21 protein-coding genes and 2 tRNA genes are annotated in these 23,598 nt (G+C 28.6%); 18 read left to right on the top strand and 5 right to left on the bottom strand.

Annotated features, from left to right (window positions below):
- Nucleotides 1–528 precede the first annotated feature (528 nt).
- Together ACULEV_RS13700 and ACULEV_RS13695 are read left to right on the top strand one after the other, a co-directional pair.
- Nucleotides 529–601: transfer RNA gene (locus ACULEV_RS13700), tRNA-Gly, on the top strand.
- A gap of 34 nt (nt 602–635) precedes the next feature.
- A tRNA-Gly gene (locus ACULEV_RS13695) sits at nt 636–708 on the top strand.
- A gap of 34 nt (nt 709–742) precedes the next feature.
- On the opposite strand, the gene pepE is transcribed toward ACULEV_RS13695, so the two are convergent.
- On the bottom strand, nt 743–1,450 hold the full coding sequence (gene pepE / locus ACULEV_RS13690; protein WP_445455611.1) for a dipeptidase PepE: 708 nt from the start codon (nt 1,448–1,450) through the stop codon (nt 743–745).
- 115 nt (nt 1,451–1,565) lie between these two features.
- On the opposite strand from pepE, the gene ACULEV_RS13685 reads away from it, so the two are divergent.
- The 6 genes from ACULEV_RS13685 (at nt 1,566) to ACULEV_RS13660 (ending at nt 6,989) form a co-directional block, all read left to right on the top strand.
- Entirely contained in the window at nt 1,566–2,342 is a 777-nt protein-coding gene (locus ACULEV_RS13685; protein WP_445455610.1) for a hypothetical protein, read from the top strand.
- The gene (locus ACULEV_RS13680) at nt 2,329–3,180 is read left to right on the top strand and encodes a carboxypeptidase-like regulatory domain-containing protein (RefSeq protein WP_445455609.1); all 852 of its coding nucleotides are present in this window, start codon (nt 2,329–2,331) and stop codon (nt 3,178–3,180) included. The genes ACULEV_RS13685 and ACULEV_RS13680 overlap by 14 nt, the downstream gene beginning before the upstream one ends.
- A complete protein-coding gene (locus ACULEV_RS13675; protein WP_445455608.1) occupies nt 3,170–3,676 on the top strand; it encodes a DUF6702 family protein in 507 nt (168 codons plus the stop codon). The genes ACULEV_RS13680 and ACULEV_RS13675 overlap by 11 nt, the downstream gene beginning before the upstream one ends.
- Before the next feature lie 16 nt (nt 3,677–3,692).
- A complete protein-coding gene (locus ACULEV_RS13670; RefSeq protein WP_445455607.1) occupies nt 3,693–5,963 on the top strand; it encodes a M1 family metallopeptidase in 2,271 nt (756 codons plus the stop codon).
- A gap of 103 nt (nt 5,964–6,066) precedes the next feature.
- A complete protein-coding gene (locus ACULEV_RS13665) occupies nt 6,067–6,426 on the top strand; it encodes a twin-arginine translocase TatA/TatE family subunit (protein WP_445455606.1) in 360 nt (119 codons plus the stop codon).
- Complete coding sequence (locus ACULEV_RS13660; RefSeq protein WP_445455605.1) at nt 6,426–6,989, top strand: phosphatase PAP2 family protein; 564 nt, start codon at nt 6,426–6,428, stop codon at nt 6,987–6,989. Before ACULEV_RS13665 ends, ACULEV_RS13660 begins: the two co-directional genes overlap by 1 nt.
- On the opposite strand, the gene ACULEV_RS13655 is transcribed toward ACULEV_RS13660, so the two are convergent.
- Nucleotides 6,986–8,029, bottom strand: coding sequence for a glycosyltransferase family 9 protein (locus ACULEV_RS13655; protein ID WP_445455604.1), 1,044 nt, complete (start codon nt 8,027–8,029; stop codon nt 6,986–6,988). The two genes, ACULEV_RS13660 and ACULEV_RS13655, sit on opposite strands and share 4 nt — an antisense overlap.
- Nucleotides 8,029–8,670: an O-methyltransferase gene (locus tag ACULEV_RS13650; protein ID WP_445455603.1), complete on the bottom strand. Its 642-nt coding sequence runs from the start codon at nt 8,668–8,670 to the stop codon at nt 8,029–8,031. Before ACULEV_RS13650 ends, ACULEV_RS13655 begins: the two co-directional genes overlap by 1 nt.
- A gap of 81 nt (nt 8,671–8,751) precedes the next feature.
- Here ACULEV_RS13650 and ACULEV_RS13645 point away from each other — a divergent pair, with 81 nt between their 5' ends.
- The 10 genes from ACULEV_RS13645 (at nt 8,752) to dnaG (ending at nt 22,045) form a co-directional block, all read left to right on the top strand.
- Nucleotides 8,752–10,449 (top strand): carbamoyltransferase family protein, encoded by a 1,698-nt coding sequence (locus tag ACULEV_RS13645; protein ID WP_445455602.1) that lies wholly within the window; start codon nt 8,752–8,754, stop codon nt 10,447–10,449.
- A 58-nt stretch (nt 10,450–10,507) separates the two neighbouring features.
- The gene (gene rlmN / locus ACULEV_RS13640; protein ID WP_445455601.1) at nt 10,508–11,548 is read left to right on the top strand and encodes a 23S rRNA (adenine(2503)-C(2))-methyltransferase RlmN; all 1,041 of its coding nucleotides are present in this window, start codon (nt 10,508–10,510) and stop codon (nt 11,546–11,548) included.
- Nucleotides 11,549–11,629: 81 nt separating this feature from the next.
- The gene (locus tag ACULEV_RS13635) at nt 11,630–12,613 is read left to right on the top strand and encodes a polyprenyl synthetase family protein (RefSeq protein ID WP_445455600.1); all 984 of its coding nucleotides are present in this window, start codon (nt 11,630–11,632) and stop codon (nt 12,611–12,613) included.
- A gap of 194 nt (nt 12,614–12,807) precedes the next feature.
- Complete coding sequence (locus ACULEV_RS13630) at nt 12,808–13,377, top strand: RNA polymerase sigma factor (RefSeq protein ID WP_445455599.1); 570 nt, start codon at nt 12,808–12,810, stop codon at nt 13,375–13,377.
- Nucleotides 13,364–14,095, top strand: a complete 732-nt coding sequence (locus ACULEV_RS13625) for a hypothetical protein (protein WP_445455598.1) — start codon at nt 13,364–13,366, stop codon at nt 14,093–14,095. Before ACULEV_RS13630 ends, ACULEV_RS13625 begins: the two co-directional genes overlap by 14 nt.
- A gap of 44 nt (nt 14,096–14,139) precedes the next feature.
- Complete coding sequence (locus tag ACULEV_RS13620; RefSeq protein ID WP_445455597.1) at nt 14,140–15,246, top strand: hypothetical protein; 1,107 nt, start codon at nt 14,140–14,142, stop codon at nt 15,244–15,246.
- Nucleotides 15,247–15,424: 178 nt separating this feature from the next.
- A complete protein-coding gene (locus ACULEV_RS13615) occupies nt 15,425–16,708 on the top strand; it encodes a hypothetical protein (protein WP_445455596.1) in 1,284 nt (427 codons plus the stop codon).
- A 407-nt stretch (nt 16,709–17,115) separates the two neighbouring features.
- Nucleotides 17,116–18,399 (top strand): hypothetical protein, encoded by a 1,284-nt coding sequence (locus ACULEV_RS13610; protein ID WP_445455595.1) that lies wholly within the window; start codon nt 17,116–17,118, stop codon nt 18,397–18,399.
- Between the two features lie 286 nt (nt 18,400–18,685).
- The gene (locus ACULEV_RS13605) at nt 18,686–19,975 is read left to right on the top strand and encodes a hypothetical protein (RefSeq protein WP_445455594.1); all 1,290 of its coding nucleotides are present in this window, start codon (nt 18,686–18,688) and stop codon (nt 19,973–19,975) included.
- 93 nt (nt 19,976–20,068) lie between these two features.
- The gene (dnaG, locus tag ACULEV_RS13600; protein WP_445455593.1) at nt 20,069–22,045 is read left to right on the top strand and encodes a DNA primase; all 1,977 of its coding nucleotides are present in this window, start codon (nt 20,069–20,071) and stop codon (nt 22,043–22,045) included.
- Here the strand turns inward: dnaG and ACULEV_RS13595 are convergent.
- The gene (locus ACULEV_RS13595) at nt 22,042–22,671 is read right to left on the bottom strand and encodes a LuxR C-terminal-related transcriptional regulator (protein WP_445455592.1); all 630 of its coding nucleotides are present in this window, start codon (nt 22,669–22,671) and stop codon (nt 22,042–22,044) included. The genes dnaG and ACULEV_RS13595 overlap by 4 nt on opposite strands.
- 97 nt (nt 22,672–22,768) lie before the next feature.
- Complete coding sequence (gene nadE / locus ACULEV_RS13590; protein ID WP_445455591.1) at nt 22,769–23,575, bottom strand: NAD(+) synthase; 807 nt, start codon at nt 23,573–23,575, stop codon at nt 22,769–22,771.
- Nucleotides 23,576–23,598 lie beyond the last annotated feature (23 nt).

Below are 23,598 nucleotides of genomic sequence, written 5' to 3'. Positions count from 1 at the left end.
TAATGGCCTTTAATGGCTTTCATCAATAATTTTGAGCATTTAATCGTATAATTGGAACAATTATGAAAAAGAACCCTTTTTTCTGTGCATTTAAACAAATTAATTTTTATTTTTTGAGAATATAATAATCCTCAAAACTTTCTTTATAAATGGCTATTAACAAAAATCATTTTTTGTGTTTTTCAAATTTTACAAATGAAATAATTTCAGAAAATATGTTATCCATAAGTATGCCAAAGTATGTTAGTAGAAATGAATTTAATTACAAATGGTCAATTTTAATGAATATAGAACTATAATGGATTTAAAATATTCATTAGATTAAATCGTTTAGAGTTGTCTTTTTAAATATAAAATATTCATTTTTAGAAGCTTAAAGAATGTGGGTTTTTGGTAATCTAGCTCTTATGAAATAAAGTAAAAAAAAATCTAAAAAAAATTTGCAACTAAAAAAACTTTTAGAGTATATTTGCACCCACAAAAGTAGTTCATCAAACACTTTATTAATAAGTAATTTTTGAATTAAATGCGGAAGTAGCTCAGTTGGTAGAGCTCCAGCCTTCCAAGCTGGTTGTCGCGAGTTCGAGCCTCGTCTTCCGCTCAAAAACAAGATAAAGTTTTAAAAATTATCACCTGCGGAAGTAGCTCAGTTGGTAGAGCTCCAGCCTTCCAAGCTGGTTGTCGCGAGTTCGAGCCTCGTCTTCCGCTCAAAAAAAGCCTCAAACATTGTTTGAGGCTTTTTTTATTTTAAATCTTTCAACTCAGTTTCTGGCTCTATTTCTTCAGGAGATTGATTTTTTTGAAATAAACGTGCTGTTAAATTTCCTTTTAATCTAATAGACTCTCCTTTAACTTCTAACCAACTTCCTTCTCTAAGTCCTATGACAGGTTGAGGATTAAAAGAATGAAATTCATTGATTCTTGTTTCTCTTGTTTCTCCCATATGAGTAGAATTTAAATCTGGATCTAAATAATGCGGATTTATATTAAATGAGACAAATCCCAAAGTTCTAAAACTTGGAGGATATACAATAGGCATATCATTTGTGGTATTCATTGTTAAGCCGCAAATATTGCTTCCTGCACTGGTGCCAAGATATGGAGTTCCGTTGTTAACCACTTTTTCTAAACTATCTATAATGTTATTTCTGTATAATTCATTGACTAATACAAATGTATTTCCTCCTCCTGTGAAAATTCCTTCTGCTTCATTAATAGCTTTAATAGGATCTTGAAATTCATGTATTCCTGTAACTTTTTTATTAATCAAAGCGAAAGTTTGTCTTACTTTTTCAGTATATTCATCATGTGAAATTCCACTAGGTCTTGCATAAGGAATGAATAAAATTGTAGTGACTTTTTTAAAATGATTCTCTAATTCAGGTAGTAAATAGTCGAGATAACTACCATTGTGTAATGTTGAAGTACTTGCTATAATTATATTTTTCATTTTTATTTTTTTTTCAAAATTAGTATTTTCAATTAACAAAAGTTTATAATCTTATTAGTATTTAATTGGCATTATTCTCAATTAATTTTACAAAATACTTTTATAAAAAGTAATTATGATAAAAAAAATACTATTCTTACTTATTTTTTTCCCTTTGTTGTTATGGTCACAAAACGATTCAATTTTTAATGGTAAAATTGTTTCTGAATCTAGATCTTTAGATGAAATTCATATTATAAATATTACTAATAAAACAGGTGTATTATCGGAACGAGGTGGCTATTTTAAAATTAAGGCTAATGTTAACGATACTTTGATGTTTAGTGCTGTGCATTTAAAAGGATACCAGAGAGTAGTTCTTAAGCAAGATTTCGAAAAAGAATTGGTGTTTATTCCTATGGAAGTTTTTGAGAACCAGTTAACAGGTATTACACTAACCAAATATAGAAATATTAATGCTGAATCTCTAGGAATTGTTCCAAAAGGACAAAGAAGGTACTCGCCTGCAGAAAGAAAATTAGCTGCAGCTGGAGAATTTAAATGGTATAGCCCTTTATTAATTCCTGTAGGAGGTATGAGTGTAGATGGACTTCTAAATGCTATTAGTGGTCGAACAAATATGTTAGAGAAAGAGCTAGTAGTTGAAAAGAAAGAAGTATTAAAAGATAAAACTGCTGGTTTTTTTACAAAGGAATATATAATGAATACACTAAAGATTCCAGAAGAATATGTAGAAGGTTTTCTGTTTTATATTGTGGAAGATTCAAGGTTTACCAATGAAATGAAAAATGAAAATAAAACAATGGCTACTTTTATTTTAGGTGAATTAGCAGATGAATATTTAAAGTTAAAAGAATTAGACAAAAAAGAAAATAAAGATGAAGAACATTAAATTATTTTTAATCTTTTTTTGGGTAAGCCATTTTTTGTTTTCTCAAGGTATTGAAAGAGAAATTTTAAATGGTAAAATAATTGCTGATTCGGTAGAAGTAGAAAATATAACAATTTTTAATATATCTAGTAATATAGGTGCAATATCAGATTCAAACGGAAAATTTTCTATAAAAGCAAGAATTGCAGATACTTTATATTTTCAAGGATTATCATTCGTTTCCAAAAAATATACGTTAACCGAAAAAGATTTTTTTGTTGAAGAATTAGAAATAAGATTAAAAGTCAATATTAATGAACTGAATGAAGTGGTAATTACACCATCTACATTAACTGGAAATTTAGAAGAAGATACAAAAAAAATTAAAACTTATGAACTATCTCCAGTAAATATGGATGAAGTAAAACATTATGATGATGTGCGATTTTCATCTGGAACTAAAATAACAACTTCACCTGATCATTTTGCCCCTAATGGCTCTAGTTTTAATTTTTTAGCAATTGGAACAGGTTTAGCTAAAATGATTTTTAAAAAGAAAAAAACTAAGAAAAGTGCAAGTGAAGTTTATGAAGAGAGAAGACTACACGATATCCAATCAAAATCCTATTCCGAGCATATTAAAGCGCGATTTTCGCATCATTTTTTTGTAAATATTTTAAAAATTGAAAATAAAGATATTACCACATTTCTTGCTTATTCAGAAATGCCAAGTTATGAATTGGCAGAATTTTTGAAAACAGAGAATGAACTTCAGTTAATTGAATATTTGGTTGAAAAAGCAAAAGCATTTAAAATGGAAAATAAGGAAGAATCAATACCTTTGCAAAATGAAAAATAATATTAAAATAGGTGTCATTTTATTTTTATTTGTATTTTTTTCTTCATTTAATAGTCTACATAAGTTTTATGTGTCTGTTACACAAGTAGATTATGTGAAAACAAAAAATAGAATTGAAATTACTTCGAGAATTTTTATTGACGATTTTAATAAAGTCCTTGAAAAAAAGTACAATAAGAAAATTTATTTAGCTTCTAATAGACAAATAGATGGAGCGGAAAAATTGGTTGAAAATTATTTAAAGGAAAAAATAAAGGTTATGATTAATAAAAAGCCTTACGATTTTCAATTTTTAGCAACCGAAATTGATAACGATGTGTTAATTTGTTACTTAAAAGTTAATTTTTCTGAAAAAATTACTACTTTCGAAATCGAAAATTCAGTTTTGACTGAAATGTTTAAAGAACAACAAAACTTATTACACACTAATATTAATAACGAAAAAAGTAGTTTTTTGCTGACAAATTCAGATAGTACTGCTTTTTTAGAATTTTAAATTAACCAAACCTATCATGAAAAAAAGAATTTTATTTTCTTCAGTTTTAGTTGTTTTAACCTCTTTTTTTGCTGTAGCACAAGAAGTGAAAACAGAAGATAAACAAAGAGAATCAGGACATTATAACGAAAATAAGTTTCGTCAAATGTATGATTTAATGGCTACTCCAAATATGTTTCGTACAGCATCAGGAGCACCTGGACCAGCCTATTATCAGCAACAAGCTGATTATAAAATGAATATTGAACTAGATGATAAAAATAAAAAATTATATGGTTCAGAGACAGTTACCTATTATAATAACGCACCAGAGCCTTTAGAATATCTTTGGGTACAATTAGATCAAAATATTCGTGCTGCAGATTCAAAAACACCATTAGTGGAAAGTCAGAGAATAGATCCAGCTTTATCTCCAGATCGTTTTGCTAAAAGATTTATGGAAGAACCATTTCAAGGTGGTTTTCATATTGAATATGTAAAAGATAAATCAGGAAAAGACATGAGTTATACTATCAATCAAACAATGATGCGTATTAACTTAGACAAACCATTACAATCTAAGCAAAAAATAACTTTTTCAATAAAATGGTGGTATAATATTAATAACTATCAAGTTGACGGAGGGCGTTCTGGTTATGAAGAATTTGAAGATGGAAATCGTTTGTATGTAATTGCTCAGTTTTATCCTAGAATGGCAGTTTATAGTGATGTAGAAGGATGGCAAAATATGCAATTTTGGGGAAGAGGAGAATTTGCTCTAACCTTTGGAAATTATGATGTAAATATTACTGTTCCTGCTGATCATGTTATGGAAGCAACTGGAGTTAATACCAATAGAAAAGATGTTTTTACAGCAGAACAAATGAAAAGATGGACTTTAGCAGAAAATACTTTCGACAAGCCAGTTGTAATTGTTACACAAGAAGAAGCTGAGAAAACAGAAAAAGGATTTTCAGACGCTAAGAAAACATGGAAATTCAAAGCAGAGAATGTTCGTGATTTTGGTTTTTCAACTTCAAGAAAATTCATGTTAGATGCTATGGCAGTTCAATTGGAAACTAAAAAACCAATGGCAATTTCTATTTACCCTAAAGAAGCAAATCCACTTTGGGGAGAATATTCAACTAGAGCTGTAGCACAAACTTTAAAGACATATTCAAAACATACTTTTGATTACCCTTACCCAAAAGCTGTTTCTGTTTCTGCACAAGATCAAGGTATGGAATATCCTATGATTTGTTGGAACTTTGGTCGTCCAGACAAAGATGGTAAATATTCAGATAGAGTAAAATATGGAATGCTAGGTGTAATTATTCACGAAGTAGGTCATAATTTTTTCCCTATGATTGTAAATTCAGATGAAAGACAATGGACTTGGATGGATGAAGGTTTAAATACATTCTTAGAATATTTAACCGAATTAGAATTTGATTCTAATTTTCCAACAGATAGAGGTCCTGCAGATAAAATTGTTCCTTATATGAAAGGAAATCAAAAATTTCTTGAACCAATAATGTCTAATTCTGAAAACATATATAATTTTGGAGCAAATGCTTATGGGAAACCTGCAACTGGTTTAAATATTCTTCGTGAAACTATTATGGGAAGAGAATTATTTGACCATGCTTTTAAAACATACGCACAAAGATGGATGTTTAAACACCCTACACCAGAAGATTTGTTCAGAACTATGGAAGATGCATCTGCTGTAGATTTAGATTGGTTTTGGAGAGGATGGTTTTACTCAACTGATTATGTGGATTTAGGAATAAACGATGTAAAACAATATTATGTTTCTTTAGAACCAACTCAAGAAATGAAAGATTTTGTAGCTCGTAGAGGAAGATTTTTACGTGATACGGGACCATTTATTTACTTAGTTGGTGAAGATCATAAAGAATTTGACCCAAGTACTAAAAAAGCATTTGAGGTGAAAGATGTACAAATTTTAGAAGATTATGTTTCTAAAAACTATTCAGATCAAGAAAAACAAGAATTAGCGAATCCAAAATATTTTTATGAAGTAGAGTTCAATAAACCCGGAGGTTTAATGATGCCAATTATTGTGGAATTTCAGTTTGAAGATGGAACAAAAGAAATGCACAAATTCCCAGTTCAGATTTGGAGAAAAAATAATGATACTGCTAAGCGTGTTTTTGCTACTGATAAAAAAATTGTAAAAATGCAATTAGATCCAAAATTAGAAACTGCTGATATTGATATATCTAATAATGTTTGGCCAGCCGAAGCTGCTACCTCAAAATTTGATGAATTAGAAAATAAATAAAAATATATCTAATAAAATATAGTTAAAAACCTATATCAAAACTTAAAACTTTGGTATAGGTTCTTTTTTTCTTTGTAACTTTGTCTAAAATAATTTAAAACAAATGTTTGGTATAGGTTTTTCAGAGCTTTTATTTGTGCTTGTAGCAGTTTTAATGCTTTTTGGTTCCAAAGAGATTCCTCAAATGGCAAGATTCTTAGGAAAGACTATGGCACAATTAAAAAATGCTACAAATGAAATTAAAAATGAAATTCATAATAGTGCAAAAGATTCAAATGTTGATGTGAATTCATTTACAGGAGGGATTTCTGAGGAAATTAAAAAGGCTAAAGAAGGTATTGCTAATACTATAAATCCACTAAAAGATATGTCTAAAGATATAGCAGATGATATTAAGAATCCTATACAAGAAGTAAAAGAAGATATTGAAAATTTATCTGGACCTATTAAAAGACAATTTTAATGTTAGAACATATTATCTCCTTAGATAAAGAAATATTAGTATTTCTAAACGGATTAGGTTCAAAAAAATATGATGCTTTTTGGTTAATAATAACGAAACAAGTTAATTGGACTCCTTATTTTTTAATTTTATTATTCATTCTTCAAAAAAAAATTGGATGGAAAAATTTAGGAATAGTTATTATTTTCATTGCTTTATTAATCACTTTTACAGATCAAGTAACTAATCTTTTTAAAAATAATTTTCAAAGATTAAGACCCTGTAATGATGAAGAAATAAATGGTTTGATAAGAATGGTTAAAGAAAGTTCCAGTTATAGCTTTTTTTCTGGACACGCTTCAAATTCTTCAGCTTCGATGACTTTTGTTTTTCTTATACTTAGGAAATATTATAAGTATGCTTTTATGGTCTTTTTATTTCCCTTAATTTTTGCTTATAGTAGAATATATCTAGGATTACATTTTCCAGGTGATATTTTAACAGGGTATTGTTTTGGAGTAAGTTTCGGAATTATTTTTTATAAATTATATGAAATGGTAATCCGTAAGTATATAATTAATTAAACTACTTGTTTTATTTTTTCTATAATCTCATTGACACTCTTATTATTTGTGTTTATTCCAAAGTTTTTATTGGAATAGGGTTGATAAATATTCAAATCAGTTACTGAAAAAAGTCCAATAGTTGTAGTGTTTGTAGCAGAAGATAAATGCATAATACCACTATCAGCTCCAATAAAAAGTGCTGTGTTTGAAATTAAGGCAGCTATTTCTCTAATGTCTTTGCTATAAAAAGTAGGTGCTATAAAATTTATTTGCGAAATATTTTCAGCAGGTAAAACCTCAATAATAGTATAGGTTGCGAAAGAATCTTTTAAATGTGTATAAAAATTAGACCACCAATCTTTATCATACATTTTGTTTCTTGTTGCATAAGTAAAAATACAAATTATCTTTTTAGAGTTATTAATTATCTCTTTTAGCTTTATTCTTCCCTGTTCAAGCTCATTAGCATCTAATTTAATGTCTATTTTTGGAATTTGTTTTTGTGGGATGTCTAACCCGATAGATTTAATTCCCTCTCTAAAATCATAAACAGGTCTTTTTGCATTGTGTAAGTAATCATTATAATTAGGGAATTCTTCATTTTTTACTATTCCAAAGAGTTTATATTTAGAACGAGCTATTTTAGTGGCAATAGTTCCTGATGAAGAGTAACTTACCGTATTAATTACTAAATCATATTTTTGCTTTCTTAGAGAGATAAAACAACTTATATATTGTAGTAATTCTTTGAAAGGTTTTAGAGGTAAGGTAATTATTTTATCAATTTTATTGTAATTTTTGAAAACAGTTTTACCAATTCCTCCTTTAAGAAAAAGATCAATTTTAGCATTTGGAAATAGAGTAAGTACTTCTTGAATCAAGGGAGTAATTAGTAATTGGTTTCCAAGTCTTTGATTAGGTCTTACTATTAGTATTTTTTTTATTTCTTCAGGATTTTCAAGTGTTTTTATTTTAGAAGTAGATTTATTAAAAGCTTTTACAAATAATGCCTTTGTTATTTTTTTTCTAAGCAGGTTTATACTCTTATCAAAACTCATTATAAAACTCTACTTACGGTTAATCCATCTCTAATGGGTAATAATACAGTTTCTACTCTTGAATCATTTTTTAATAATTCATTATATTCAACTAATACTTTTGTGCTAGTATCTTTTGGATCTAATTTTTCAATGACTTTACCGCTCCATAAAACATTATCCGATAAGATTATTCCTCCTTTATTCATCATTGGAACAATTAAATGAAAATAATTAATGTAATTTTCTTTATCGGCATCAATGAAAACTAAATCAAACTTCTTATTTAAATTTGGAATTATATTCATAGCATTACCTATGTGTTGAAAAATCTGATTTTTCCATTCAGAAGCATCAAAATATTTCTTTTGAAAATCAGCTAATTCTTCATTAATATCTATAGTGTCAATTGCTCCTTCCTTGGCTAATCCTTCTGCTAAACATAAAGTAGCATATCCTGTATAAGTGCCAATTTCTAGAATGTTTTTTGGATGAATAATCTTTGATAGCATACTCAAAACTCTTCCTTGAAAATGACCGCTAAGCATTCTTGGTTGTAATACTTTTTGATAAGTTTCTCTGTTTAGCTTTGCTAATAATTCAGGTTCGTCTTGACTATGGTTGGCAACATAGTTTTCTAAGTCTTCAGAGATGAAATGCATGATTATTTTGAGTTTGAAATTTTATTCAAAGTTATCAAAATATTTTTTGTAGTTTTCGATAAATTATCAAATAAAGTCTAAATGACTAAACCTATTTATATTCTAGGAACAGGATTATCTCATAATGGTTCGGCTGTTTTATTAAAAGATGGACGTGTTTGTGTAGCAATTGAGAAAGAAAGATTAACTCGAATTAAGCATGATGGAGGCAATGATTCTGTTGCTATTCAATATTGTTTGGACGCAGAAGGAATTCAATTAAAAGATATTGTTCTTGTGGTGCAATGCGAAAATTTTGTAATTCCACAAAGAGAAATTTTTAAAGGGAAAAGACTTTTTGCTGACACATTAGAACCTAAAATTATTACTATTTCTCATCATTTAGCACATGCTTACAGCGCTGTTGGAACTAGTCCATTTACAACCTGTAATGTAATGGTAATAGATGGTTGTGGAAGTCCATTGGAACAATTTTTAGAATTACATCCTGAACAAAAAGAGTTAATTGATGAAGCTATTCTTTCAGAAGTACAAATGCAATGTGAAAAAGATAGTTTTTATTATTTTGATGGTCAAAATATGATTCCTTTGGTTAAAGATTTTAGTATAATGTCTCAAAATTCTGCAAATTCATTATCATTACCAACGACTCAACATTCAATAGGTGGGTTTTATGCAGCTATCAGTAATTATGTTTTTGGGAACATGGATGATGTGGGCAAATTAATGGGTTTAGCACCTTATGGAAAATCGGGTGTATATGATTTTGAAGTTTTTAGATTTGATGAAAAAAGATTATTTGTTAACGAAGATTGGAAAAAACATTTTAGTAACCCTTCAAAAGGATACTCTTATTTTAAGGAACATTTCGATTACTATGCTAATGTTGCCAAATGGGCTCAAGAACAAGTAGAAAAAACAGTTTTGAAATGTATTTCAATTCGTATGAATCAGTTTCCACATCAAAATTTATGTTATAGTGGAGGAGTAGCGTTAAATGCTGTTGCCAATGCAAAACTGGAAGATAGCAAAATTGCTGAAAATATTTATTTCGAACCTGCTGCAAGCGATAACGGATTGGCATTAGGTTGTGCCTATTATGGTTGGTTAGAACATATGAAACAACCAAAAGTGATTCATGATGGAAGTACTTGCTTTGGAAAACAATATAGCCAACAAGAAATTAATGAAGTCTTAAAAAAAGAAGATATAAGTACTTTTGAAATAGTAGAATTTAATGAAGAATCTATTTTGTTAGAATTTTGTGCCAAAGAATTAAATCATGGAAAAACAATTGGCTGGTTTCAGTCAGGTTCTGAGTTTGGTCCACGTTCGTTAGGAAGAAGAAGTATTTTGGCACATCCAGGAATTGAAGATATGAAAAATCATATTAATGGCAATATCAAGTTTAGAGAAGATTTTCGTCCTTTTGCACCAGCTGTTTTAAAAGAGAAAGTACAAGAATTTTTTGAAGTTGGAAGAAATAGTCCTTACATGATTTTAGTTGACAAAACTAGAAAAGAACATCTGGAGAATTTAAAAAATGTAACACATAATGATGGTTCAGCTAGAGTTCAAACGGTCGAAACTTATTGGAATCCAATATTTTCCAAATTATTATCAGCCTTTTACAAAGAAAGTGGAATTCCAGTTTTGCTAAATACCAGCTTAAATAGAAAAGGAATGCCCATAGTTGAAACACCAAAACAAGCTATTGATTTATTTAAAGAAACAGCATTAGATATTTTGGTTTTAGAAAATATTGTATTGAAAAAATAGTAATTCATAATTTCAAAACCTTCTATGTTCTAACTTATGAATTCATTACTTTTGCACCATGCAGACGACAAAAAAAGACATAAGAGCTTTAACGAAAGAACAATTAAGAGAATTCTTTGTTTCTAATGGAGATAAAGCCTTTAGAGGAAATCAAGTATACGAATGGTTGTGGAGTAAAAGAGCACATTCTTTTGAAGATATGACAAATGTTTCGAAGGAAACTAGAGCGATGCTTGAAGCTAATTTTGTAATCAACCATATTAAGGTAGATACCATGCAACGAAGTGAAGATGGAACAGTGAAAAATGCGGTTCGTTTGCATGACGATTTGATAGTAGAATCGGTTTTAATTCCAACAAAAACGAGAACAACTGCTTGTGTTTCTAGTCAAGTGGGGTGTAGTTTAGATTGTAATTTTTGTGCAACTGCTCGTTTAAAAAGAATGCGAAATTTGGAGCCAGGAGAAATCTATGACCAAGTGGCAGCTATTGATAATGAAAGCCGCTTGTATTATGACCGACCTTTATCTAACATTGTTTTTATGGGAATGGGAGAACCTTTAATGAATTACCCAAATGTAATAAAGGCTATTGATATGATAACTTCAACAGAAGGTTTAGGAATGTCTCCAAAACGCATTACTGTTTCTACTTCTGGTGTCTCCAAAATGATAAAAAAAATGGCAGATGATGAGGTGAAATTTAAATTAGCGGTTTCGTTGCATTCTGCTATTGAAGAAACAAGAAATCGCATTATGCCATTTACCAAAAACTTTCCTTTAGAAGGTTTACGAGAAGCTTTGGAATATTGGTACAAAAAAACAAAAAGTAAAATTACTTATGAATATGTGGTTTGGAAAGGGATTAATGATGATAAAAATTCTATTGATGCATTAGTGAAGTTTTGTAAATACGTACCTTGTAAAGTAAATCTTATCGAATATAATCCTATTGATGATGGAGAATTTCAACAGGCATCAGAAAAAGCTACTGAAGATTATATTAAAGCCTTAGAAAAGAATAATATAGTAGTTAAAGTAAGAAGAAGTAGAGGAAAGGATATTGATGCAGCCTGTGGACAGCTAGCTAATAAATCTTAAAAAGATTTTTATAAAAGTAGGAATAAACATATTTCAAACACTTTGTTTTAAAGTAAAGTTTTAGCTACTTTTGAAAACCAAATGAAAATAGTAGAAAAAATAAAGCAACCCATTACAAAAGAAATGGAACTTTTTGAAAAGAAGTTCCGTGAATCAATGTCTTCAAAAGTTGCTCTACTAAATAGAATTACACATTACATTGTAAACCGAAAAGGAAAACAAATGCGTCCTATGTTTGTTTTCTTAACTGCAAAAATGGTTGCAAGTAATAACGAAGCAAATGAGCGTACTTATCGAGGTGCTTCTGTTATTGAATTAATTCATACCGCTACTTTAGTTCATGACGATGTGGTTGATGATAGCAATAAACGTCGTGGTTTCTTTTCAATTAATGCACTTTGGAAAAATAAAATTGCAGTTTTAGTGGGCGATTATTTGCTTTCAAAAGGATTATTACTTTCCATAGATAATAACGATTTCGATTTGTTAAAAATAATTTCTGTAGCGGTTCGAGAAATGAGCGAAGGAGAATTATTGCAAATAGAAAAAGCAAGAAGATTAGATATTACTGAAGCTATTTATTACGAAATTATTCGTCAAAAAACAGCTACACTTATTGCAGCTTGTTGTTCTTTAGGTGCTTGTTCTGTGGCTCCAGAAAATAAAGAAATAGTTGAAAGGATGCGAAAATTTGGAGAACTTATAGGAATGGCTTTTCAAATTAAAGATGATTTATTTGACTATACAGATGAGGCTATTGGTAAACCCACAGGAATAGATATCAAAGAGCAAAAAATGACTTTACCTTTAATTTATGCTTTAAACAATTGTACTTCAAAAGAAAAAAGTTGGGTTATCAATTCTGTAAAAAATTATAACAAAGACAAAAAAAGAGTTCGAGAAGTTATCCAATTTGTAAAAGACAAAAACGGATTAGTTTATGCTGAAAAGAAAATGATTGAATTCCAACAAGAAGCATTGTCTCTTATTCAAAATTTCCCAACATCTCCTTATAAAGATTCGCTAGAATTAATGGTAAATTACGTTATTGAAAGAAAAAAATAATTTTCATAACCAATGCAACTTTTTTAAAAAACTTCTCGTCTCTATTCATAGAGAGTGTTATTAATGGGTTTAAATGGGAATTTAAAAGTTGATTTCTTTAATTTTAATAATCGATACAACCTTTTTAAAAATCATCTCGTCTATATAAATAGAAAACAGTTCTAAATTCAGAATTCTAATTTCTAAATTTAAAAATGAAAGTAATTAATTTACATCAAAAAGAAAAACAACTAATTGAGCAAGCTTTGTTAAATAATAGACAAGCTCAACACCAATTATATACTACATTTTCTCCGAAAATGTTAAGTGTCTGTCGGCAATATGTAAAAGACATTCACCATGCTGAGGATGTAATGATTACCGCTTTTATGAAAGTGTTTACCAATTTGAATAAGTTTGAACACAAAGGAAGTTTTGAAGGATGGATAAGAAAAATAATGGTAAATGAATGTATTGATTTTATAAGAGTAAAGAAAAATGTTTTTAACCATCACGAAATTGAGAATGTTATTCTCTCTGAAAGTGAAGATAGTTTCGAAATAGATACCTTTTCAGTAGATGATATTCAATTACTGATAGATAATTTACCCGATGGGTATCGAATGATATTTAACCTTTATGCTATTGAAGGCTATAAACACAATGAGATTGCAAAAATGCTCAAGATAAGTGAAGGAACATCAAAATCGCAATTGTCACATGCAAGAAAAATGCTTCAACAGCAAATTAACCTATTAAAGAATCAACAAAATGGAACCAAATAAAATAGATACTAAAATAAGAGAGAAATTAGGTTCAAGAGAGATTAAACCATCAGAACATGCTTGGGATAGATTAGATGCAATGCTTTCTGTTGCTGATAACAAGAAGAAAAAGAGTTATTCTTGGATTTATATTGCGGCATCTTTTATTCTTTTTGCAAGCTTAGGATTTTGGTTTTATAATCAAAATAATTCGAAAATTATTACCAATGAAAATAATGTAGTTACAACTGAAAAGAAAATTGATACTAAAACTAATAATCAAATTGATACTAATAATAGAATTGAAAAATTAGATAAAAATGGTATTGAAAATGAAAGTGTAGTGGTAGATATTTCAAATGCAATTCAAAAAAGAAAGGGGGATAAAGGTATTAAAATAGATAAAGAATTAAATGTTATTCCTAATGAAAAGAAAGATATAATAGTAGTTGTTCAAGATAAAGAGGTGAAAAAAGTAGAGAATCCCATAGAAACAACAACAGCGAATAGATATATAACAGGAGAAACTTTATTAGCAGCTATTGAAAATAGACCCATTGAAAAAAAAGAAGTCTTAAATAAAGAAGTTCAGTCAAAATTAAGAGTTAATACATCATCATTATTAACTTCTGTCGAAACAGAATTAGATGAAGACCATAAAGAAACCACACTAGATAGGTTAACAAGAAATTTTAAACAAGTAAAATCGGCTTTAGCCAATAGAAATTACGAAGAATAAATCATCATCAAATCATTAATTAATAATCAAAAAAACGAACAGTTATGCAAAAAATTATTTTTTATGCAGCAGTACTATTGCTAACTTTAATTAGTAAAGTAAGTGCTCAACAAACTTCATTTGAAGGTAGAGCCAAGCAAATTTCAAAACGCATTGATTCTATTGTAAGAGCAGAAAAACAAATATTAAAAGAACAAGTGTATGTAATCGATAAAAACCTTGAAGAGGGTATCATTACAAAAAGCGAAGCTATGAATTTAAAACAAAAAGCTGCTGATGAGTCTGCAAAAACTATTGAAGCTAAGGTAATCGTAGAGCAACAAAAATTAGAGGCTTTAATTCAAGATAAAATTAATGGGTTAGTTCAATATGATACTATTAAAAAAAGAAGAGGAACAACTATTATAATAGGAGGTAATTCTAGAGATTCAATTGATGATGCAACAGAAATTCACTTAGGTTCTTTTAAAATTTATAATGGAGAAAAAGATAAAATTAGAAAAAAATCAAAAAGAACTACTTCACAATTTGTTTTTGCTGCTGGTTTAAATAATGTTATTACAGAAGGAGAAGACTTTGAAAATTCAGATTATCGTGTTTGGGGTTCTCATTTTTACGAATGGGGAAGCACTTATAACACTAGAATTTTTAAGAATAATAATTTGTTACATGCAAAATATGGTTTTTCAGTTATGTATAATAATTTACGTCCTACAGAAAATAGATTTTTTGTAAAAAATGGAGAGCAAACGGAATTGCAAACTGGTTCAGTAAATTTTAATGAATCTCGATTTAGAAATGTTTATTTGGTTGTTCCAATGCATTTAGAATTCGATTTTACTCCTAGAAAAACTAATAAAGATGGTGATACTTATTTTAGAACTCATGAATCATTTCGCTTAGGAATTGGAGGTTATGGAGGAGTTAGAATAAAATCTAAACAAATTCTAAAATATGAAGTGGATGATACAAAAATAAAAGACAAGCAAAAAGGAGATTTTAATGTTTCTAATTACATATATGGATTAAGCGCATACATTGGTTACAGACAAACTAGTTTGTACGTGAAATACGACTTAAATACAATGTTTAAAAACAATACTATAGAACAAAATAATATATCGTTAGGAATACGTTTCGATTTTAATTAAAGAAATTTGGGTTAGGGTTTCATACTAAAAGATGTCTTATGAAAATAGGGCATCTTTTTAATTTAATAATTATTTCACATGGAGTAATTATGATAACAAAAGCATAAAGCAAACTAAAGGTTATAATAAAGGTTTGTAACTAGTTTTGAGGTGTAGAAACAAACCACCTTTAATTATCATGAAAACAAACTTATTTTTATTAGTACTTATATGTAATTGCTATATTTCTATTTACGCACAGTCAGGGTTAGGCATTAACGAGAAAGAAAACTGGTTGGAATATTGGACAGAATTTGATCCAAAAAAAGTAGAATATAGAGAGGCAAAAAAAATCATAGCTGGATATATTTCAGAGAATACTACCTTATATAGTAGAGATACGTACTTGCTTCAAGGAGTAGTTTATGTTACAAATAACGCAACATTAACAATCGAACCAGGAACAATTATAAGAGGAGATTATAAAACATGTGGAACTTTAATAATAACCAAAGGAGCAAAAATTATTGCAGAAGGAACGGAAAGTTTTCCAATTGTTTTTACTACAAATAAAGACTCCTATTCAAGAAAACCAGGCGATTGGGGAGGAATAATTATTATGGGAGATGCACCAGTTAATACTTTTGGAGGTGTTGGTGTTTTAAGTTTTGATTTAGACCCACAATACAATCGATACGGTGGAGAAAACTCAGAAAGCAACTCAGGAATTTTAAAATACGTAAGAATAGAATATTCTGGAAGAAAACTAAGTTCTAAAAAAGAGTTGAATGGAATTTCTTTTGCAGGTGTTGGAAGTAAAACCAAAATTGAAAATATTCAAGTAAGTTATTCAAACGATGATTCTTTTGAGTTTTATGGAGGAAATGTAAAATTAGAGAAATTAATTTCCTACAGAGCATCAGATGATGATTTTGATTTTACACAAGGCGTACAAGTAGATTTTAATAATAGTATTGCTATAAGACATCCGTTTTCTTCAGATGCAGAAAAGTCTAGATGTTTAGAAATTGATTCCTATGATATAATTGAGAAATTTGATTCACAAAGAAATAAAACAAATATTAAAGCAACTAATTTAACATTAGTAAATACAGAAGACAATGATCAAGGACTAATAAAAGAAGCAGTTTTTGTTTCTAATGAAAGTTTTTTTAGTATGAATAATAGTGTAGTTTATGGATTTAAAGATTTCCTAATGGTAAAAGATATTACTATTATAGATGAGTTTGAAGAATACATAAAACTTAAAAATTTAGTTATAGGACATTGTGATAATACTTTTAGAACAATGAAAGGAGATGGAACAATTGGAATGGATAACGATTTCTTTTTTGCAAAGAACTATATTAAGGTTTCAGATGGATTAATTAGTGATTTTTTTAAGAATCCTACTTTTTCTAACACTCCAGATTTTAGATATTTAAAAATCGAAAAGAATAAAAATCATGTGGTAAACAAATAAAAAAACTTTCAAAATATTTATGAAAAGACATCTTCAAAAGGTGTCTTTTTTTTCCATGAAATGCATGATTTATCGCTTAAAAGCAACATTAAAAGCAGTTGATAATCAAATTATTAACATAATGTTTGGTAATTTGTGTATGTTTTAAAATTAATAAAACAACTTAACTATTTTAAAATCAATTAGTTAAAATTATTTTATTTTCAATTTACTACAAAATTTTCTTGTAAATAAACTTTAACATTTATTGCGTTTTTCTTGTAAAATTTAATGAATCGTAATTTCTTAATTTGTTAAGACTTTAAATACAATTGTTAAGTGTTTTCAATAAATGAATTGCCCAAGCTTAAAGTTGAAATAAAGTTTTGAAAGTGATATAAAATTACAAACTATAAAAAAAATCTACTATGAAAACGAACCTACTATTATTACTGGCTATTTTTAGTCTCTGTTCCTCAGTTTATGCACAATCTGGTTTAGGAGTTAGTGAAAAAGAAAATATGTTAGAATATTGGACAGAATTTGATCCTAAAAAGAAAGAGTATAGAGAACCTAAAAAAATTCTTGCAGGTTATATTTCAGAGAACACCACTTTATATAGTAGAGATACTTATTTATTAGAAGGGGTAGTTTATGTAATAAATAATGCTGTGTTAACTATTGAGCCAGGAACAATTATAAGAGGAGATTCTAAGACATGTGGTACCTTAGTTATAACCAAAGGAGCAAAAATTATTGCAGAAGGTACAGAAAGTTTTCCTATTGTTTTTACAACAAATAAAGATTCCTATTCAAGAAAACCAGGAGATTGGGGAGGAATAGTTATCATGGGTGACGCACCTATAAATAATTTTGGTGGAATTGGGATTTTAAACTTCGATTTGGACACTTCATACAATAGATATGGTGGAGATAATAGTTTAAGTTCATCTGGTATTTTAAAATATGTAAGAGTAGAATATGCTGGAAGAAAATTAAAGTCCAAAAAAGAACTGAATGGAATTTCTTTTGCAGGTGTGGGTAGTGGAACTAAAATTGAAAATATTCAAGTAAGCTTTTCAGATGATGATTCTTTTGAGTTTTACGGTGGAAATGTTAAATTAAAAAACCTTGTATCCTATAGAGCATCAGATGATGATTTTGATTTTACTCAAGGTGCACAAGCTAATTTTACTAATAGTGTCGCAATTAGAAATCCATATTCTTCAGATTTAGAAAACTCAAGATGTTTGGAAATAAATTCAAATGATGATATTGAAAAATTTGACCCTTTAAGAAATAAAACAAATGTTACAGCAAGTAATTTAGTATTAGTAAATACAGAAGATAATGATCAAGGACTAGTGAAGGAAGCTGTTTTTGTGTCTAAAGAAAGCCAATTAAGCTTTAGTAATAGTGTAGTTTATGGATTTAAAGATCTTTTAATGGTGAATGAGTTTTCATTCATGGACGAATTTGAAAAAAACATAAAATTAAAAAACTTGGTTATTGGCCATTGTAATAACACAATTTCCAGTATGAAGTTAAAAGATACTCTAGAAATGGATATAGATTACCTTTTTTCAAAGAATAATATCAAAGTCTCAGATGGATTAATTGAAGATTATTTTATGAATGCAAATGTTTTAGAAACTCCTGATTTTAGATATTTAAAAATCGAAAGAACAAATAATAATTTAGTAAATAAATAAAAAATTTAAAACTAGTAATAGTACTTGCTTACTAAAAATAAGTGCTATTACTAGCAAAAACGGATTATTATATAGTTGTAAAGAATAATAATAAATTATTTCAATATTGTTTTGAATTAGTGAATAAAATTCACTACCTTAGTCAAAGCTTTATTAAATTAATAAAAATAATAGTGCCCTTTTTTAATTTTATAATAAAGCTTGATGTATTAATAGAAGCAAAAGTAATGTTCTAACTGATGTTTGTAATATTACATTGTATTGTTTAATTACAAAAACATTTATTATGAAAAAACACCTACTATTATTAGCAATTATTTGCAACTTTTGTTTTGCAGGTTATGCACAGTCTGGATTAGGAATTAGTGAAAAAGAAAATTGGTTGGACTATTGGACTGAATTTAATCCTAAAAAAGAAGACTACAGAGATCCTCAGAAAATTTTAACAGGTTATATTACTGAAAACACAACATTATATAGTAGAGATACTTATTTACTTCAAGGTGTTGTTTATGTTACTAATAACGCTACTTTAACAATTGAACAAGGAACACTTTTAAGAGGTGATTCTAAAACTTGCGGAACTTTAGTTATTACTAAAGGGGCAAAAATTATAGCTGAAGGTTCAGAAAGTTTCCCAATTGTTTTTACAACAAACAACGACGAATATTCTAGAAAATCAGGTGACTGGGGAGGAATTATTGTAATGGGAGATGCTCCTGTAAGTGGTTTTGGAGGAATGAGTGTAGTAAGTTATGATTTAGATCCACAATACAATAGATTTGGAGGAGATAATATGCAAGGAAATTCGGGCGTGTTAAAACATGTAAGAGTTGAATATGCAGGAAGAAAATCAGCTTCAAAGAAACAAATTGCAGGAATAACTTTTGCAGGTGTTGGAAGTGGAACTAAGATCGAAAATATTCAAGTGAGTTTTTCAGATAATGATTCTTTTGAATTTTACGGTGGAAATATAAAAGCACAAAAGCTAATCTCTTATAGAGCAGCTGATGATGATTTCGATTTTACTCAAGGAGTTCAGGCAGATTTTACCAATAGTATAGCTATTAGACATCCCTTTTCTTCAAACCCTGGAAATCCTAGATGTTTAGAAGTTAAATCTTATAATGAAATTGAAAAATTTGATCCTCAAAGAAGCAAAACTAACGTAAAAGCTTCTAATATAACTTTGGTTAACACTGAGGATAATAAACAAGGATTAGTAAAAGATGCCGTGTATGTTTCTAGAGAAGCTAATCTAACTTTAACCAATAGTGTAATTTATGGATTTAAGGACTTTTTAATGGTTGATAAATATACAACTGTAGAGGAATTAGAAAAATATGTAAAACTTAAAGATTTAGTAGTTGCACATTGTACAAATACTTTTTCAAGTATGAATGAAGTGAACGCTTTTAGAATGGATATTGATTATATTACTTCTAAAAACAATATTACCATTTCTGATGGATTGATTAATGATTATTTTAAAAATTCAGATTTTTCAATTACACCAGATTTCAGATATCTTAAAATTGATAAAAACAGCAGTAATGTTGTATTAAACAATAAATAAAGAGCAATTTCAAAAATAGAATAGAAAACACCTTTAATTAAAGGTGTTTTTTTTTGTTTCAACTTTGTATCTTTGTTCCTTAAATAAATGTAATTGATTTCAAAATCCACCATAGAAAATGTATTTGAGTCAGCTCGTGTTGAAGAAGTCATTGGTGACTTTGTTCAATTAAAACGCTCTGGAAGTAATCTAAAAGGATTAAGCCCATTTGTAGATGAAAAATCTCCTTCTTTTATGGTTTCTCCAGTAAAGCAAATTTGGAAAGATTTTTCCTCTGGGAAAGGAGGAAATGTAGTGACTTTTTTAATGGAACACGAACATTTTAGTTATCCTGAAGCGATAAAATATTTAGCAAAAAAATATAATATTGAAATAGAAGAAACAGTTCAAACAAATGAAGATTTGGCTGTAGCCAATGAAAAAGAAAGCATGTATTTGGTTTCTGAGTTTGCTAATAAATACATGCACAATGCATTATTAAACACAGAAGAAGGAAAAGCTATTGGTCTTACTTATTTTAAAGAAAGAGGATTTACTAATGATACTATTTCAAAATTTAGTTTAGGATATTCACCTAATTCTTGGGATGCTTTTACAAATGAAGCTTTAGGTAATGGATATAAATTAGAATTTCTTGAAAAAACAGGTCTAACTATTGTAAAGGAAGACAAGCAATTTGACCGATTTAAAGGAAGAGTTATGTTTCCCATACAAAGTATGAGCGGAAGAATTTTAGGTTTTGGAGGTCGTATTTTAACTAATGATAAAAAGGCTGCAAAATATGTTAATTCTCCTGAAAGTGAAATTTATCACAAAAGTAAAGTGCTTTATGGAATTTATCATGCTAAACAAGCTATTGCAAAGCAGGATAATTGTTATTTGGTTGAAGGTTATACCGATGTAATTCAATTTAATCAAGCAGGAATTGAAAATGTAGTTGCCTCTTCTGGAACCGCTTTAACACTAGATCAAATACGTTTAGTAAGTCGTTTGACTAAAAACATTACAGTACTTTTTGATGGTGATGCAGCAGGTCTTAGAGCTTCTATTAGAGGAATTGATTTAATCTTAGAAGCAGGAATGAATGTGAGAGTTTGTGCATTTCCAGATGGAGAAGATCCAGATAGTTTTGCTAAAAAAACTCCTTTCGATAAATTAGTTTTGTTTTTAGAAGAAAATGCTAAAGATTTTATTCAATTCAAAGCTTCTCTTTTAATGAAAGAGGCTAAAAATGATCCAATTAAAAAAGCGGATTTAATTAGAGATATGGTAATAAGTATCTCAAAAATTCCAGATCGGATAAAAAGAGAAGTATATCTACAGGAATGTTCTAGAATTATGGATATTTCTGAGGATGTTTTATTTAATACATTAGCACAAATTGATAAAAAAGATTTCTCAGATACTAATAAGAAATTCAAAGAAGAACAAAAAGCATTTCAAGTTCATAAAAATGAAGAAGTAGTTGCACAAACTAAGATTGATATTCAGGATGAATTAGAACGAAAAATTATAGAAATCTTATTGCTCTATGGAAATGTAGAAGAAGAATTTGAAGATGTTTTAATTAAGGCAAATGAAGAAGGAGAATTAGTTGAAGTAAAGGAACTTAACACATATAAAGTCTTTAATCGTATTTATTTGAGTTTGCAAGAAGACGAAATTGAATTAGCAAATCCAGTTTTTCAAGCCATATATTCAGATATTATCAATTATTACAATCAAGCTGAAAAATTTGAAATAGAAGATTATTTAAAACAAATTAATCCTGAAATTGCTAACGAAGTAACTTCCATTCTAATGAATGAAGAACGTGAAGTATTGCATAATTGGGAATCGCAACAAATCATTGTTAAGCTAAAAGATAAAACAATAGGACAATATGTAACCGAAACTATTTTAACATTAAGATGGTATTGGGTAAATAAAATTATTGAAGAATTAAAAATAGAAGTTTCTACAAAGAATAGCGATGACAATTCTGAAACCTTATCTATGGTAATGGATTATTTAGGATTAACTAATATGTTCTCAAAAAAATTAGGAAGAGTAATGAGTAGATATTCTTAAATGATTTCTAAACTCTTTGCTTTACTTAATAAATCAACTAAATTGGTTACATTTAATTTTGCTAAAAGTCTTAACTTATAAGTACTTATTGTTTTTTCATCTAGACTTAAAATTTCAGCAATTTCTTTGTTCTTTTTACCTTCGTTTAGATAGCGAAGTACTTCAATTTCTCTAGTAGATAGTTTTTTAAATAAGCGTTCTGATTTTTTTCCTTTAGATAGGATTTCAATATTTTTTCGAACCACTTCACTAAAAACCACAACACCTTGATATACTTTGATAATAGTATTCTCTAGTTCTGCTAGAGACACATTTTTTAAAATATAAGCAGAAACACCTGCTTTAATAGCTGTAGGGGCATACATTTTTTCAGAAACGGCTGTGAAGATTATAAATTTAGTTGTGGAATGTTCTTTAAGTAATGTCTTAATGTCTCTTATACTTGAAATTCCAGTAAGCTCAAATTCTAACAGAACAATATCAATAGGCTTTGATTGTAAAACACTATTAAGACTTTCTAAATCATTTGCATTAGCCATAACATGTATGGTCGAATGATCATTAAAATACGATTTTATTCCTTGGACAACTACAGGTTGATTGTCAGCAACACAAATTTTTATCATGACTCTAAAGTGTTAATTAAAAAACAGTGAACTTATATTTCAAAGTTAAGAAAAAAAATGTAATTACTTGTTAATTAATTAAGTAATATACTGAAAATCATTTGTATTCGTTTGGAATGGCACATACAGGTATTGGAATCATTTTATGTTGATTAATTTGATTTAAACGCTTATATATAGAAAGAACTTCTGCTTCTCTTCCTGAAAAATCAGCACTTGTTTTACCTTTTTTATCTTCATGCATTGCCCATTCAAGTTCGTCATAGTTGGCTCCTATTTGATCCTCGTCAGTTAAGTCATTTACATACAAACCATCTGTTGGTTTAGCAATTAAGATACTTTCAGGGACATTTAAATAAGTAGCTAAAGCTCGTACTTCACTTTTAAGTAAATCTGCTATTGGACTTAAATCAACACCACCATCTCCATATTTGGTATAGAAACCTACTCCAAAATCTTCTACTTTGTTACCAGTTCCTGTAACTAAAAAGCCATTAATACCAGCAAAATAATATAAGGTTGTCATTCTTAAGCGAGCTCTTGTGTTTGCTCTTGTTAAATTTAATAATTCCTCATTTTCAATTATTGGCAGTTGTTTTATAAAAGTGTCAAAAGGAATAGTTAGTTCTGCTTTTTCATGTAAAACATTAGGGAATCGCTTTTTTAATTGGGAAATATGTTCTAAACCTCTTCTTACATGGCTTTCGGGTTGATGTATATGCATTTCTACACAAAGCGTTGGTAATCCAGTTTGCGCACATAATGTGGAAGTTAATGCGCTGTCAATTCCTCCAGAAATTCCCACAACAAATCCCTTCACTTTTGCGTTAGTAGCATAGTCAAGTAACCATTTTACAATATGTTGATTGATTTTTTCAGCATTAAAGGAAGTTGAATTTGTCATTTTTTTAAGAAAATTTAATTAGG

Source organism: Flavobacterium sp. HNIBRBA15423 (assembly GCF_052655965.1).
Note: the sequence above shows the minus strand (reverse complement) of the source record. Positions and strands in the feature narration are given on the sequence as shown.